At 41.5% G+C, this 15,845-nt stretch carries 13 protein-coding genes; 8 read left to right on the plus strand and 5 right to left on the minus strand.

Annotated elements, in window-relative coordinates; all coding sequences use genetic code 11:
- The first annotated feature begins 165 nt into the window (after positions 1 to 165).
- Positions 166 to 1,413 (plus strand): hypothetical protein, encoded by a 1,248-nt coding sequence (locus NSMS1_RS18220; RefSeq protein WP_224086182.1) that lies wholly within the window; start codon positions 166 to 168, stop codon positions 1,411 to 1,413.
- 65 nt (positions 1,414 to 1,478) lie between these two features.
- Here NSMS1_RS18220 and NSMS1_RS18225 read toward each other — a convergent pair whose 3' ends face one another.
- Positions 1,479 to 2,006 carry a DUF2199 domain-containing protein gene (locus NSMS1_RS18225; RefSeq protein ID WP_224086184.1) on the minus strand — a complete coding sequence of 176 codons (528 nt, stop codon included), beginning with the start codon at positions 2,004 to 2,006 and terminating at the stop codon, positions 1,479 to 1,481.
- A gap of 197 nt (positions 2,007 to 2,203) precedes the next feature.
- Here NSMS1_RS18225 and NSMS1_RS18230 point away from each other — a divergent pair, with 197 nt between their 5' ends.
- Positions 2,204 to 4,507 (plus strand): PhoD-like phosphatase, encoded by a 2,304-nt coding sequence (locus NSMS1_RS18230; protein WP_224086186.1) that lies wholly within the window; start codon positions 2,204 to 2,206, stop codon positions 4,505 to 4,507.
- A 75-nt stretch (positions 4,508 to 4,582) separates the two neighbouring features.
- Here NSMS1_RS18230 and NSMS1_RS18235 read toward each other — a convergent pair whose 3' ends face one another.
- From NSMS1_RS18235 to NSMS1_RS18250, 4 genes are all read right to left on the minus strand, one after another.
- On the minus strand, positions 4,583 to 5,074 hold the full coding sequence (locus NSMS1_RS18235) for a hypothetical protein (protein ID WP_224086187.1): 492 nt from the start codon (positions 5,072 to 5,074) through the stop codon (positions 4,583 to 4,585).
- A gap of 135 nt (positions 5,075 to 5,209) precedes the next feature.
- The gene (locus tag NSMS1_RS18240) at positions 5,210 to 5,749 is read right to left on the minus strand and encodes a L,D-transpeptidase (protein ID WP_224086189.1); all 540 of its coding nucleotides are present in this window, start codon (positions 5,747 to 5,749) and stop codon (positions 5,210 to 5,212) included.
- A 324-nt stretch (positions 5,750 to 6,073) separates the two neighbouring features.
- Positions 6,074 to 6,586 carry a L,D-transpeptidase gene (locus NSMS1_RS18245; protein WP_224086191.1) on the minus strand — a complete coding sequence of 171 codons (513 nt, stop codon included), beginning with the start codon at positions 6,584 to 6,586 and terminating at the stop codon, positions 6,074 to 6,076.
- A gap of 71 nt (positions 6,587 to 6,657) precedes the next feature.
- Positions 6,658 to 7,302 carry a bifunctional 4-hydroxy-2-oxoglutarate aldolase/2-dehydro-3-deoxy-phosphogluconate aldolase gene (locus NSMS1_RS18250; RefSeq protein WP_224086192.1) on the minus strand — a complete coding sequence of 215 codons (645 nt, stop codon included), beginning with the start codon at positions 7,300 to 7,302 and terminating at the stop codon, positions 6,658 to 6,660.
- Between the two features lie 248 nt (positions 7,303 to 7,550).
- Between NSMS1_RS18250 and NSMS1_RS18255 the strand changes: the two genes are divergently transcribed.
- The 6 genes from NSMS1_RS18255 (at position 7,551) to NSMS1_RS18280 (ending at position 15,731) form a co-directional block, all read left to right on the plus strand.
- Positions 7,551 to 7,820 (plus strand): hypothetical protein, encoded by a 270-nt coding sequence (locus NSMS1_RS18255; RefSeq protein ID WP_224086193.1) that lies wholly within the window; start codon positions 7,551 to 7,553, stop codon positions 7,818 to 7,820.
- A 183-nt stretch (positions 7,821 to 8,003) separates the two neighbouring features.
- Positions 8,004 to 9,047 (plus strand): erythromycin esterase family protein, encoded by a 1,044-nt coding sequence (locus NSMS1_RS18260; protein ID WP_224086195.1) that lies wholly within the window; start codon positions 8,004 to 8,006, stop codon positions 9,045 to 9,047.
- 48 nt (positions 9,048 to 9,095) lie between these two features.
- Positions 9,096 to 9,659 carry an HdeD family acid-resistance protein gene (locus NSMS1_RS18265; RefSeq protein ID WP_224095270.1) on the plus strand — a complete coding sequence of 188 codons (564 nt, stop codon included), beginning with the start codon at positions 9,096 to 9,098 and terminating at the stop codon, positions 9,657 to 9,659.
- 1,131 nt (positions 9,660 to 10,790) lie between these two features.
- Positions 10,791 to 11,111, plus strand: a complete 321-nt coding sequence (locus NSMS1_RS18270) for a hypothetical protein (RefSeq protein WP_224086197.1) — start codon at positions 10,791 to 10,793, stop codon at positions 11,109 to 11,111.
- A 392-nt stretch (positions 11,112 to 11,503) separates the two neighbouring features.
- A complete protein-coding gene (locus NSMS1_RS18275) occupies positions 11,504 to 13,093 on the plus strand; it encodes a B12-binding domain-containing radical SAM protein (protein WP_224086199.1) in 1,590 nt (529 codons plus the stop codon).
- Between the two features lie 289 nt (positions 13,094 to 13,382).
- Positions 13,383 to 15,731: a glycoside hydrolase family 31 protein gene (locus NSMS1_RS18280; protein ID WP_224086201.1), complete on the plus strand. Its 2,349-nt coding sequence runs from the start codon at positions 13,383 to 13,385 to the stop codon at positions 15,729 to 15,731.
- Positions 15,732 to 15,845 lie beyond the last annotated feature (114 nt).

A 15,845-nucleotide genomic window follows, 5' to 3' on the forward strand; every position in this document is an offset into this window, starting at 1 on the left:
ATGAAACTGTATTTTTGTAAAAATATGCAAATTTAAAAAAATTAACTTTATCTGATCTAGTTAAATCGTTGAGTTTGTTGTTATACCTGTAATCAACAGCCTGCTTCCTTAGTCGAATAAACTTTGCTCCTCATACAGCAACCGCCCCTCTGGAGAGTCCTACCCATGCTTAAACCCCTCTTGCTGTCAGGATGGTTCCGCGTGCAACCATTTCTTAATTATGTTGTTGTCATTTTATTAATTGCTCCTTTGGTAGCGGCTTCAGGTCATTCAAGTTCAGCGAAGCCCATCGCCAAAGCAGGTACTGAAGCTGAGACACCTGACACTACATCACAGGAAGCAGCTACTATTAATCAACCAAGCTTGGCGCAAGACTTAACAGCAAGAAGTTTGCCACAGGACAAAGTTATTGCCCAAGAACCACAAATATTACCAGCCGAGAGTACAGATTCTTTAATAGCGAAAAAATATTCCTACTCCAATGATCTCCTAGCAGATGTGGAACTCGCACCAATTCCAGAGTTACCAGTAAGTAAAAAGTTAACAGATACTCATATCCAGTCACTTACACAAAAAGATCAACTAATTTTAAATGCAGTGTCTGAAGCTCACTCGTTAGTGGCGAGTCAGGTAGCATCAAGCTTGATTAAACCATCCACACCAACTTCCACTCCAGATATATCCGTAGAGGAACCACAAGAAGGAGCCGAAGCACAAAACGATCCCATTGGTAGCCCTCATCCAATTCCCTGGAAATGGATTATGTCAACGCAAGAAGCCATTGGTTCTAAAGGCGTTTCGGGAGTACGTTATTACCGTAGTGTACCCGTAATTTCTCCTGATGGTAGATATGCCGTTTATAGCCGGGTACAGATAGAAGTTAAACCCGAAATGCACAACAGCAAAGTCAATAGTGTTCTGTTTGTAGAAGATAGAGAAACGAAGAAACTGCGGGTGATGGCAGCTACTACGATGACCACTGATCCTCTATTAAATAAAGAAGAAGTAGCAGCAGAACCAGCCGAGGAAGATGGAAAAATAGGGGTGTTAGTTCCTGTAAGTTGGTCAGAAAAAAGCGATCGCTTTTTAGCACGGAAATTTGAAGGAGTATTCAACACAGGAGATTCCACAGATTCCGCAGTGATTTGGGATCGCCAAAAGAATCAAACTAACACAGTTGCACCAGCGCACACAGAAGACGACCATGAAAAAATTGCTGTGCTATTAGGTTGGAGTAAAAACGAACCCGACCATGTAATCTTCCGTGCAGGTGAACTGGGCGAGGAAGAATGGCCTTTAGTAAAAGTGGCGATTGATGGCAAAACAGCCGCTACAACCGAAAAAGACCAGCCAATTACCTATGGAGACAAACTGACCCAAATTTGGGCAGAACCACAAGTGGCTTCTCGTTAGACAGTTGACAGTTGACAGTTGTCAGTCGTTATTCGCGCTCATCTCCCTTGTCTCCCCCCTCTCTCTCATCTTCCCCCACTTCCCTCATACAAATTGGGCAATACTTTGTGCGGTATTTCATGAACTCGTGACAGAGAAATTCCCTCACGCTGTTCTTGTGCTAGTGGATGATTCAGACCTTCGGGAAACGTGATTAAAGGTCTTTCATGGGCAAGGCGTAGTTTTACATCTACGGGTAATTGGTATGTATTTGGCTGATAGCAATCAAGTACGGCAGAAAGTAGCCCAATAAAAGGTGGCTCATCGCTACCATCTGTCTTATAAAGCTCAAGATAACGAAAAAATGATTCAGGTTCGACTTCTGCCCAAACGCCCCAGCCAAAATTTTGGTTAGTACCATGAACAGGCAGAGGTAAGTAACTGCGAATAAAAAATCGCTCGTCATCTATTGAGCATAAATCTTGGTTAATCTTAATACGTTGCGCTTGCTCCTCTGGTGGTACAAGAAAATAATCGACTGGTTTTTGTTGAGCAATATCCATTAGTAAGTCTTCATGCTCCTGACCACAAATCGAGCAAAGATAACTACTCATATATATTTGTGTGTTAGTTTAACTTTTTGTTTAGCTTAAAGTACTTATACCACAAGGCTTGCGCTCAATTTTCAAGCATTCAGCTTCAACAGTTATTAATGGACTTCTCATACTCATCAATTTAGGCTGGAGTTATAGGGCTTATACTATTTGACTGGAATCATCCAAACAATTTCTCAAACCTGTAACTTTTGGTCATGAATAACCAAGCTGGAGACTTTTTCGAGGATCTACCGTTGATTTTAGCGGGGCCATTACTACAACGTACTGAAGCAAAATCAGTGACTGTACTGGTGGTACTCCAACAATCTTGTCAGGTAGAACTCAAAGTTTATACAACTACAAATCAAGGTGAAGGGTTAGGAAATTGTTTGCTGGAAGGACGGCGTTTTAGTGTTGCTTTAGGTAAGTATTTGCACGTTGTGGCGATTACGGCTGTGTCTCCAGTAGGGGATAGTTTAACGAGCGATCGCATTTATGCTTATGATCTCCAATTTACCTGTGCTGATCAAACCTTACTGACACTAGAACAAGCATTATGCTCAAATCGTTTCCCGCAAGTTAGTATTAGCTACTTTGAGCATCAAAAACCCACATTTGTTTTACCTCCAGACCGTCTGGAAGATTTGCATATTATCCAAGCTTCTTGTCGCAAACCCCACGGTTCGGGAATAGATGCGTTACCCATACTCGATTCTCTGATCGCTTCAACTGCTAAGGAACCTCGCCGCCGTCCTCATCAGTTATTTCTGACAGGGGATCAAATTTATGGTGATGACGTAGCTGCACCATTTTTATGGGTCGCCAGCCATCTTGGTGATGCTCTGTTGGGTTGGGAAGAAGAATTGCCAATAGGTCAAGGTTACTGCACACCAAAGGAACTACTGCCAGGAGAACGAGCGCAAGTAGCAAGTGAAGAAGCAGGATTTACTGCCGGATTGCACAATAAATCAGCCCAAGTTTCCAGTCATCTGTTGAGTTTGGGAGAATATTACGCTGCTTATTTACTAGCTTGGTCGCCAGTGTGTTGGCCAGATGCCTTTCCCCCAGGAAAGTGGGTGAGTGGCGATCGCCTTGCCCTCAAAACCTGGGATCGAGAAGTGGCGGATTTACGTCAACTTATTTACACGTTGGGGATGGTGCGCCGGGCATTGGCAAATATTCCTATGTACACTATATTTGATGATCATGATGTCAGTGATGATTGGAACTTAAATCAGGCTTGGTGTTTGCGAGTTTATGGTAGTCGTCTAGGTCGGCGGACTGTGCAGAATGCTTTGTTAGCATATAGCGTTTTTCAAGCTTGGGGTAATACACCAGAGCAATTTGCTGTAGGTCAATCTGGGAAAAAATTATTGGCGGCGGCTGAGAGTTGGTCAGTATCAGCCGGGAAAGATGTTGCAGCCCAAGAAGCGATCGCTAATTATTTAGGAATCCCAAGTTGCAACCCCAATACAGGTCTACCCAATTTTGTTTTAGAAGATGGGGTATTCATCCTTGAGCGCCATCCTGAAGCCTTAACTTGGCACTACATTATTAGCAGCAATTGCCATGAAGTCATAGTATTAGATACCCGCACTTGGCGGGGTTATCCTGCTGATAAAAAACCCATTGCCCCACCGATGTTGTTGTGTCATCAAGCGATGAAGGAACAACTGCTGCAACCATTACAAAAAACCGCAGACAACCAAAATTTCACCACCTTTGTGATTGCACCTACCAATGTATTTGGATTGCAAGTCATTGATTGGATTCATCATTGGCACTTAAAACGCGGAAAAGTTTTTTCCACCGATGTTGGAGATGCTTGGAACGTTAATCTTGAAGCATTAGCAAAACTCCTCACCACTTTGTGTGAACAACGCCAACAAGTTGTCATTCTCTCTGGCGATATTCATTACAGCTGTGCTACCCGCCTCTCATACGGTGCAATTCCCCGTTCACCAAAGCAATCAGTATTAGTGCAGTTAACCGCCAGTGCATTGAAAAATGAAGAAACATTAACTAGATTAATTCACACACGCCTTAAACAATGGCTGTTACCAGAACAAACTCGACGTTGGCTAGGCTGGAATCATCCACCCAAGATGCTAGAAGTTTCTGCAAAACGTTTACAACGCCGTCAAACAATAACTAATCCTGAATGGCATTGTGTACTCGAATGGATACAGCGACAACCCACTCAGAAATTTCCTAACCTAGTAGATATGTCTACTTTTGTTTTCCCCCGCAACCACAGAAATTCTCGATCATCATGGTTACAACCCTTCAAATTTTGGCATTCTCCCTGGTTTCAGGATGGACGAGAGGTAGTTGGTTTAAATAATCTCGCCTCAGTTCACTTTGAATTGTCAACAACTGATAATTGTTACCAAGTCATTCAGGATTGTTATTGGTTTTCGTTTCCACTTTCTACGAAAATAGTTTATAGCCGTTTTACTACTAATCTGCAACCAAATCAGTACTTGTTAGATGAGTTTTTAATTGTGGGGAGCAAATAATACCAATTCAAAATTCAGGAAGTGTAGGGTGGGCATCTTGCCCGCCCATGTTCTGCAAGTTAAATTTATAACAAATTAGCGCGATCGCTGTGTTGGATTAGCTGTTGATTGAGAACGTTGTTGATAAAATCCTACAACTTTCTGCACGTAGGTAGCCGTAAAGCCTTGATTACAACCTGTATATGCACCAGTCATCCACCAACAAGCGACACCTTGCACAGCAGCAGTTTCATTGTTTCTTGTAGCGCGGAGTTGCTGGTTTAATTCACGCCGTGTAATACAAGATACAACCTCGCGTGCCAATGCGGGGCTATTTTCAAATTGCGTGGGTGTGACTTCTCTTTTAAGACAAGTTCTCGACCAACCTTTGAGAGTTTCTGGTTTCACTTGCCAAGCACTATAAAGTCCATCGTTGGCTTTACCAGTTTGCGGTGCAGCTTGTCTTAATGCTTCCACTAATGCGGCAATTTGAGCATCAGCAGCTTGTTGTGCTTGAGCGGACAATGGTAATAATCCGTAGCTAATGACAACTCCGCTAACAAGTAGCAGCCTCAGATACTCTTTCATAAAATCTTCACGAACCTGACAACATCTATTCAATAGTAATTGACAGTGGACAGTTGACAGTTGACAGTTGTCAGGTTATGTTCACTGTCCATTGTTCATTGTTCACTTTCTCATCTTCTCTACTCAGCACTCTCTTCATCGCCGTACTATTACTAGAGTCCCTGGTGTTGTCCAGTTGTATAACTTGCGGGCTTGCTGGACTGGTAAATTTACGCAACCATGACTGACTGGAGTGCCAAAGTTGTTATGCCAGTAAGCTCCGTGAATGGCATAACCTTCATAAAAATACATGGCGTAAGGAACATCAGGGATGTCGTAGCCAGGGCCACGCATACGGTTGATGCGGTATTTGGTATCAATTGCAAATTTACCTACAGGCGTAGGAGTTGAACGCTTTCCTGTAGAAACGCGGAAGGAATAAACTAATTTTTTACCTTCCCAGGCAAATAAGCGTTGCTGTGATAAATCAATTTCAATTCTGCGAGGTTGAGATATTTGTTTGCTGTCGGGTTGAGTGTCGATGTTTTGCTCAACTGAGGCAATTCTGGCTGTTTGAGAACTGGGATCAGCTATGGTTGGTAGCAACCCAGAAAGCAAAGCTGCCATGATGATTACCACACCTGTAAACAAATTTACAGAGTGACGTTTCCTAGTCTTAAAAATCCAGCTTTGCATATTCGTTCACCTTCTTGATTATGCAAATATCATCAATTCCTAGATTTATCATTTCCAAATATTCAAAATTCATCACATAAATCTTGACATTTGGTAACTACTATATTTCTAGGAGATTCTGAATTAAATATTAACCAAAACTAGGATTTACGCTAATTCCCTTGAGGCAGATTCTGAGATTTTCCTCTTATATAATTTACTTCATCTCTAGTTATCTCTATTCCGGAAAATGCCAACAGAATTTTCTGCTGGCATTAGTTTAAATCTTTTTGATTTGTAAATATGTATCAGTCTAATAAATCTACATTTTGATTTAATTATTTATTACTTTTGAATGACAACTGGTGTTCCTATAGATGCCCAACTGAAGAGCCATTTAGCATGATTAGGGGCAAGGTTAACACAGCCTCTACTGACAGGAGTACCGAATTTTTTATGCCAATATGCACCGTGAATACCATAGTTACCACTATAGAACATCGCATAGGGAACATTGGGCATATCATAGCCTCTACCACGCATCCGCGTAGACCTATACTTTGATTGGATTTTGAATGTGCCAATGTGCGTAGGTGTAGATTCTTTACCAGAAGAAATGGCGACCGCATACACAGGTTTGTTACCTTCCCAAGCAATTAATTTCTGCTGTGAAAGGTCTACTTGAATCCAGCGTTGGTCAGATTTTTGTAAAATATCGACAGTTTTGGCAATTTTTTGTGGGGCGGTCGTTGCTAATGTTTCACCAGACCCAGTGTTTATTACACTTAAGGATAATGCACCACCAACAACAAACATTTTTAAACCACGTTGCCAATTAAAATGAACCAGTGATTTCATAGTAGAAACACACAGATAATAAAAACAGAAGATTTGGAGATATCAAATATAGCAATGGTTTCTTAATAATTTCATCCTGAAAAATACGCTAATTGATCAATTAAGTCTTTGGCTAACCCTGCGATCGCTTGCCAATTTTTCTCTTTCACTAGTTGCGGTAAAAATAACTCTCCACTCAAACCCACAGCGATCGCACCAGCTTGGATGAGTTCTTTGGCGTTTTCTAGGGTGACTCCGCCAGTGGGAATTAAGGGTATATGACCTAGCGGCCCTTGTAAACTCTTGATATACTTAGCTCCTCCCATAGCTTGTACGGGGAATACTTTTACACAGGTTGCACCATAAGCCCAAGCACTGACAATCTCCGTAGGGGTGAGTGCGCCGGGAATAATGGGTATATTTTTGGCCAAGGCTGTTTGAATCATGGCTGCATCAACATGGGGAGTAAAGAGAAATTCCGCCCCAGAGGCGATCGCATCTTCTAGCTGCTGCACATTAAATAAAGTACCCGTACCAATCGTACATTCAGGTAATCGATGACGTAATTGGGCGATTAATTCCCCAGCGCGATCGCTATTCCAAGTAATCTCAATTAGCTGCATTCCTCCAGCCGCCACAGCCAACGCCATTTCCAGCCCTAATTCCAATTTTGGAGCGCGGATAACTGCGATCGCTCGCTGTTTTTGCAACTGTAATAACCAATCTTGAGTAGACATTTTTCACGTAGACGCAAACCTTCTATTCTCTATTACCAGCCTGACATATAGCTAGGGGATGGGGTGGGAGTGGGGGAGATGAGGAGAACAACTGTCAACTGTCAACTGTCAACTGTCAACTATTAACTGCCTCCTCATATCAGCAGATTCGACACTTGATCCAATAACAAAGATATGAGATAGTTTAAACATCTTATAACCTATCGATTTACCGTATTTTAGAAAAAGCAACCAAAGGAGTAATAGGAATGACAGTTGCACAGCATGACACAGCATCGTTGACTATTAATATTGACAACTCCAGCAGCCTTAATCAAAGCCGACTGTGGCAACCTGTGCAACTAAGTACAGCATTTATCAACAAAATTTGGTGGCATACTCACGCCTACAGCACAGTTTTCAGTATTGTGCTACTAGCTTTGGTAAGTTTTATATTCTTGAGTCTGCATTGGTCTTTCCGTAAGATTGCGGTACTGACGAAAGCGGATACCGTTTCAGAACATGAAATTACTTCCTAATAGAAGAAAGAATACTAACATTTTTTACTCAATCTTGAGATAGGTTTATACATCACACGCTATATATCGGTAGTGTGATGGAAGATGAAACAGAACTCTTTAAGCTGAGTCTAGCAAGCCAAGAATATACCTAAGAAGCACCACACTGTTACAAGACTTTGGGGTGCTTCTGTAGAAGTTTTTATGCTAGACGCAACTAAAACTAATATTGTTGAGGCGTTGCGTAAGTCCGTACACCAACTGACAGGCGCAGCCACAGATTACGACTCATTAATAGACTTAATTGGCAATGCTCGTTTAGTTCTGATTGGCGAAGCTTCCCACGGAACCCACGAATTTTACGAGCAAAGAGCCGAAATTACTAAAAGATTAATTCAAGAAAAGGGTTTTAACGCAGTAGCAGTTGAAGCAGACGGGCCTGATGCCTACCGCTTGAATCGTTATGTCCAAGGCGTAAATGAAGATTTGACACCAATTGATGCACTATCAGGTTTCCAACATTTTCCGAGTTGGATGTGGCGCAATTTAGATGTAGTAAAGTTTGTCAATTGGTTACGTGAATATAATGATAATCTCAATGAGACTGGGGTGAAGGTCGGCTTTTACGGACTAGACCTTTATAGTATGTATGCTTCCATAGCAGCCGTTCTTGATTATCTTGAGCAAGTTGATCCAGAAGCGGCAAATCGCGCTCGTAGTCGTTACGCTTGCTTGGAGAATTTTGGCGAAGATACACACTCTTATGGTTATGCAACAAGCCTTGGTATTAGCGAATCTTGTGAGGGAGAGGTAATTAAGCAACTGCGGGAATTACAAAATAGAGTTGCAGATTATACCCATAAGCAAGGACGACTGGCAGCAGATGAGTTTTTCTATGCTGAACAAAACGCACGGATAGTCAAAAATGCTGAAGCTTACTATCGTGCCATGTTTACCGGAAGGGTGTCTTCGTGGAATATTCGCGATCGCCATATGGCCGAAACCCTAGAACATCTCATGACGCATCTAGATCAGCAAGATATACCAGCCAAAATTGTGGTTTGGGAACACAACTCTCACTTAGGGGATGCTAGAGCCACAGATATGGCACGACAGGGAGAGGTAAACCTTGGCCAATTGAACCACCAGAGACTTTTCCCTCGGCGTTGTGAGGGAGATGGGGGAGAGGGGGAAGCAAAGGAGCAGAGGAGAATAACTAATGACTATGGACTGTTGACTATGGACTAATGACTAATGACTAAAAAAATACAAAAAGTACGTCGGAAATCTGCATCTATGAGGCATAAATCCTTGGGGATAAGAAAAAGACTAGCTCGCAATTGGTGGACTGTGGCGTTGCGGGGTGCGATCGCTATTATTTTTGGTTTAGTCGCTTTATGCTGGCCGACTCTCACCTTGGCTTCGTTGGTGTATCTGTTTGCAGGTTTTTGGCTAGTGGGGGGAATATTACTAGCGATCGCAGCTTTTCAAGAGCGTTTGCAAGATACTCATAGTAGACTACTCTTACTAGAAGGAATTATTGGGGTTGTAGTAGGAGCGATCGCTTTTATTTCTCCTGGTATTGCTGGATTTGTTTTGCTTTACCTAATTGCGATTTGGGCAATTAGTACTGGTTTATTTGAAATAATCGCTTCTATGCAACTGCGACAAACAATAGAAAATGAGTGGCTTCCCGCAGTAGCCGGGATTGTCTCTATAATTTTTGGTGTAATGTTAATTATCTGGCCAGTAGCTCAGGCATTAACTTTTTTGTGGTTAATTGCTGCCTATAATGTTCTGTTTGGAATGCTGTTATTAATTTTGGGTTTACGCTTACGTCTGGAGTTGAGACTAGACTAAAGCCGTTGAAAGTACAGCTAATACCAATTCAAAATTAAGAAAGTGAAACATAACATAGGTTTGTTGGTTTACATCTGAATCATATTTTTTGTGAAATGGTATTAGAGGCTTGGTACAAGTGCTTTAGTGTCTGAAGATGACACGATCAGAAGCCGAACGGTAGAGTAAATAAGAACTGTTGATTCAGATTTTTCTGCTTGGTTCAAAGTAGATAAATATTAAGATATATATTTTTAGTAATCTTTGTATTACAGATAGAATGCCCGATATTGCGTAAAATGCGTAGTACATTTTCTCCCATAATTAAAGCAGCCTCTAGATAGAGATTAACTTGTTTACTTAATTAATCAGCCAAAAATAGTTTGTATGATAGTTTATAACAATAAATATTTTAACTAAAAATCCGATTTTTTCACAACCATAATTATTAATGCAATGTTATATTGTAGTTAATGAAAAACATTTTTGACTAGGTGATAAGCCTGTGAATATTAGCCAATAGGCAAATAGATTTTTTAATTTATAAGATTGGCATAGCCAGGGAAGATAGCTTATGAAAATGTATAGCTCGTTTTGTTTGATAAATAAACTGCACACTATTCTCAAAAAACAGTCTTTCTCTGGATAACAGAGAACTTGTTACTTAATAAATTAGTTCATAAGCGAGAGCTAATCGGAGCGATAGTTAGTTGTTTGATGACAACATATACGCATAAATTATTAGCAAAAAAAATGAATAACCTAACGCTGCTGAGTTCGACACTTTAGCATTAACAACCTTATAAAATCAAGTTTAAATATCAATAATATAAGGAGAAAAAATGCAAATAATATCAAATAAATCTAGACAAATATTGCCTCATACCATAACAGATGACAGCCAAGGAAATATAACTACATATACCTGGAACTCTAGGTGGAGTAAGCATGTTTGCCCTTGCTGCTCATACGGTTTACTCCTTCATGTCAGCGATAATGGGATTTACTGGCGTTGTAGCCATTGTTATCAAGAAATGCCAGATTGGGACTTAGGACATATCTAAGTGTAGAATTAGCCACTTTAGCTTACTGCTCTGTTCCTATTTCCAGCCAAACATCTATATTAAAATTTAGCAACTTACCAAAAAATTAATGCTCGACTTCAACACATTAACTCAATTTTATAGCACTTACTGCATTGGTATTTGTGCCTTTCTCATTCCATTGAATCTGCTTGCTACCTTTTCAACAATAATGTTGACACTTTTGGGTCGCCCAGCAATTCAGATATGGCAAACTGCTATTATTGCCAGTTTCTTAGCTCTATTGATGATACTGCACGTATTTGCTTGGTTCATGATGGGAGTAGTTATGGCTCCGACGTACATTTTATTAGGACTAGGAAGTATCTGTTTGTTCACTAATTTTGCAGCAGTTCTCTTTAATAAACTCTTCACTAAGAAATATAGCTAAAATGCTTCAGTTGCAAATAAATCAGAAATAAAATTTTAGGCTGTAGTCTTATTCCTTTAGATAGAGAGAGTTAAAGTTTTTTTAGTTTTAATATTCATATATCTAAATACCAATTTAAAAAAAGAATGCAACAGCATGAATAATACCCCTCCTCTTAGCAAGGAGAACCCCCACAACCCAGTGGATCTCTTCACTAAGGGGAAGTTGCCGTCGGGCGGGTGTGGTATCTGTCGCAAAAATTCTTTGAATTGCTATAACTCGTAGTGCAGATATTAAGGTTATCGCAGCTACTTTATGGGCGTTATGTTTGGAGGAGCATTTGCGTTCTAGAACGGATCACCTTAGCTATTGATGGGTGTTCGAGATATCAGAAGTTTTGGAACAAGAATTTTATGAAAGTATTATTGCTCTACCCTCAGTTCCCGCAGTCTTTTTGGTCTTACGATCGCTTCATGGAAATCGCCGGACTCAAAGCCGTATTACCTCCTTTGGGAATTATTACAGTAGCAGCACTTCTCCCTCAAGAGTGGGAAATTAGATTTTGCGATCGCAACGTCAATCTAGAAACAGAAGCCGATTGGCAGTGGTGTGACCTCGTTATCCTTTCCGCAATGCTAGTGCAAAAACCAGATTTTCATGCCCTAATTCAAAAAGCAGTGCGCTTAGGCAAAAAAATTGCAGTTGGTGGCCCTTACCCCACATCAATCCCTCAAGATGCCCTAAACTCTGGAGCGGATTATTTGATTTTGGATGAGGGCGAGTTGACAGTTCCTCAGTTTGTGGAAGCCTTCAAGCAAGGTCAAGAACAAGGAATATTTCGCTCCCTAGAAAAACCTGATGTCAGCCAAAGCCCGATGCCGCGTTTTGACTTGCTGCAACGAGATGCTTACTTGATGATGGCCATCCAGTTTTCTCGCGGTTGCCCCTTCAACTGCGAGTTTTGCGATATTATTACACTCTACGGTCGCAAACCACGCACAAAAGAGCCTCAGCAAACCATAGCTGAGTTACAGGCTCTTTATGATTTAGGCTGGCGAGGGTCACTTTTCATAGTTGACGACAACTTTATTGGCAATCAGCGTAACGTAAAACGCTTCCTGCGAGAGTTAATTCCTTGGGTGAAGCAGCACAACTATCCCTTCACCTTCATCACAGAAGCTTCTGTGAATTTGGCTGAAGATGACGAACTGTTGCAATTGATGAGTCAAGCAGGTTTCTATGCAGTTTTTCTTGGTATAGAGACTCCTGACCAAGATAGCCTGCAAGTAACACAAAAATTGCAAAATACTCGCCATCCTCTCGTGGAAGCCTGTCGCAAGATCAATGAAGCAGGAATGCTGATTTATGCAGGATTTATCCTTGGTTTTGATGGAGAACGCCCAGGAGCAGGAGAACGGATTCGAGCTTTTGTAGAACAAACCAGTATTCCTCAACCGATGTTGGGCATCCTTCAAGCTTTGCCTAATACTGCTTTATGGAACCGTCTGCAAAAAGAGCAGCGTTTATTAGAGAGTAAGGGTATTGGTGGCACTGAAGTAGGCGATCAAAATACCTTAATGAATTTCATCCCCACCCGCTCCATTGATGAAATCGCTAAAGAGTATGTAGAAGGCTTATGGATGTTATATGAACCCAGCAGCTATCTCAAACGCTGTTTTCAGCAATGCCTGAGTATTGGCTCATTAGAACAGCGAAAGCAAACTATGCAATTTTCTCCAGGTAAGGGGTTGCGGCTCGTTGCTCAGTTAATTTGGCATCAAGGCTTACGGCGGCCAGAAATTCGTGGGCAATTTTGGCAACAACTATGGGCAATTCTGTTGAAAAAGCCTCAAGTTCTCAATATGTATTTAGGGCTATGCGCTGCTGGAGAACATTTTTGGAAGTACCGCGCTTTAGCTAGGGAACGGATTACTCAACAATTAGGCTACGATCCACTCAAAGTCTCTGTGTTACCTAAGCCAGAACCAATGTTGATTAAATAAGCGGTTTGGTTCTATTGATTAGGAACTGAATCAGAAATGTATTGACGAAAAATCGTTTTGGATCTAAATCTTATCTTTGCTGTGTCACTCTAAGGAGAAGAAAAATGGGCTATTAGGGCTATTAAGTGTCAACTGTCAACAGATGTATGCTTAAGGAGTATATTCATTTGTTTGGGGTAATAGTAAGCTGAACAATGATTGTTCATCACCCAAGTAATCTGCCTGCCATATAGGCAATTACGAATTACGTAGGCGTAAGCCTTGTCGCAGACTATTACGAATTAATTCCATGCCCCAATACTTTGGACAGTTGCATACTACCGAGCCATCTTGGACTACTTTAGGAGCAGTACAAGCAATTGAAGAAAGCGATCGCCATATCTCATTTCATTGTGGCGGCCCCTGCTTAAAAATTAGTGTCATTGCCGCAAATTTAATTCGAGTTAGAGTAACGCCTACTGGTGAGTTTTCACCGCGTAGATCATGGGCAGTTACACAGGATGATGAACAATGGCAGGCGATAGAATTTGAGGTAAAAGAACAAGCAGATGTTGTGGAAATTACAACACAGCAGCTACGGGTTGTAGTACATCGCCATCCTTGTCGGGTGGAATGCTTTGACTTGAAAGGACAAGCGTTTGCTGAAGATGTTAATCAAGGTGTAGGCTGGCGTAAGGGTGCGCTCGCCGGATGGAAGAAAATAGCGGCTGAAGAACATTTTTACGGCTTTGGGGAACGCTCAGGTTTACTTGACCAAATAGCTACAACTAGAACCAACTGGACATTTGATGCTCTTGATTACGATGTTCTGACAGACAACATGTATCAAGCCATTCCCTTTTTTATGGCGTTACGTCCAGGGTTAGGTTACGGTATTTTCTTTAACACAACTTTTTGGAGTCAGTTTGATATCGGCGTTCAGCAGCCTGGGGTGTGGCGGATGGAAACTCAGGGAGGCGAACTAGACTATTACATCATCTATGGCCCGGAACCAGCAAATATTATTAATACTTATACCCAGTTAACTGGAAGGATGTCCTTACCTCCAAAATGGTCACTGGGTTATCATCAGTGTCGTTGGAGTTACGAATCACAAGATATAGTTCGTCAATTGGTGCAGGAATTTCGCCAGCGTCAAATTCCTTGTGATGTCATCCATCTTGATATTGACTATATGGATGGTTATAGGATATTTACCTGGAACCCCAAACGTTTTAGTGAACCGAAAGCTTTAATTGATGACCTCAAACAAGATGGTTTTAAAACGGTAACAATTGTTGATCCTGGGGTGAAGTATGAGCCGGAAGCCGATTATTTAGTCTTTGATGAGGGATTGAAGAACGATTATTTTGTCAGGAAAACCAACGGTCAATTATTTCACGGGTATGTATGGCCAGACAAAGCTGTGTTTCCTGATTTTGTGCGTCCACAGGTAAGAGATTGGTGGGGTAGTTTGCACAAACATCTTACAGATATGGGTGTGGCTGGTATTTGGAACGACATGAACGAACCAGCATTAGAAGACCGTCCTTTTGGCGACCCTGGTCACAAAATTGACTTTCCTCTTGATGCTCCCCAAGGCCCAGCAGATGAGATTAGTAACCATGCGGAAACTCATAATTTGTATGGGTTGATGATGGCGCAAGCATCTTTTCAAGCAATGGCAAAATTGCGATCGCCTGAACGTTCATTTATTTTGACACGCTCTGGTTATGCGGGTATTCAACGCTGGTCGGCAGTTTGGACTGGTGACAATCAATCTTTGTGGGAACACCTGGAAATGTCTATACCCATGTTGTGTAACTTGGGTTTATCTGGTGTAGCTTTTGTAGGAGCCGATATTGGTGGTTTTGCGGGCAACGCTACAGCAGAACTATTTGCCCGGTGGATGCAGTTAGGAATGTTGTATCCATTGATGCGGGGACACTCGGCAATGAGTACAGAAAGACATGAACCTTGGGTATTTGGCGATCGCGTTGAGAAAATCTGCCGTGAGTATATTGAACTAAGGTATCGTTTATTACCCTATATTTATACATTATTTTGGGAAGCTGCAACCACAGGTGCGCCCATTCTCCGCCCGTTACTGTATCATTTTCCGAGCGATCGCTACACCTTCACCTTATCAGATCAAGTAATGCTTGGGGCTTCATTATTAGCAGCACCAGTTTACCGTCCTGGCATGGAATATCGAGCAGTATACTTACCCGCAGGTCGTTGGTATGATTGGTGGACAGGCGAAGCTTTTACAGGCCCGACACATATTTTAGCCCATGCCCCCCTAGAACGGATGCCATTATATGTCCGTGCTGGTGCGATTATACCGATGGCTCCAGTCATGCAATATGTAGACGAACAGCCGCTTAACTCATTAACCATTCGCATTTGGCAGGGTGAAGGTGAGTTTACCCTATATGAAGATGATGGTCGGAGTTTCGAGTATAAAAATGGAAGTTCCTGCATAACGAGCTACCGTGTTTATACGCAAGAGAAACAACTCATAGTCGAGATTGGCCCACGCAACGGAGAGTATTCACCAAGACAACGAGAAATAATTGTGGAATTAGTTGGGGTTGGGCAACAGCGTTTTGTTGATCATGGCGCAGGAAGAAGGTTAGTTTTTAGTTTAAATGATTAAGCGGGTTACATCTGACGCATAGACGCAAAGAAGATAATTAAATAGCGAAATTCTTGTCTAAACATTCCTTATAGTTAACCATTGTGAGGAAGTTTATGTAGAAAATATCTAAGT

This window comes from Nostoc sp. MS1, assembly GCF_019976755.1.
Lineage (GTDB): Bacteria > Cyanobacteriota > Cyanobacteriia > Cyanobacteriales > Nostocaceae > Trichormus.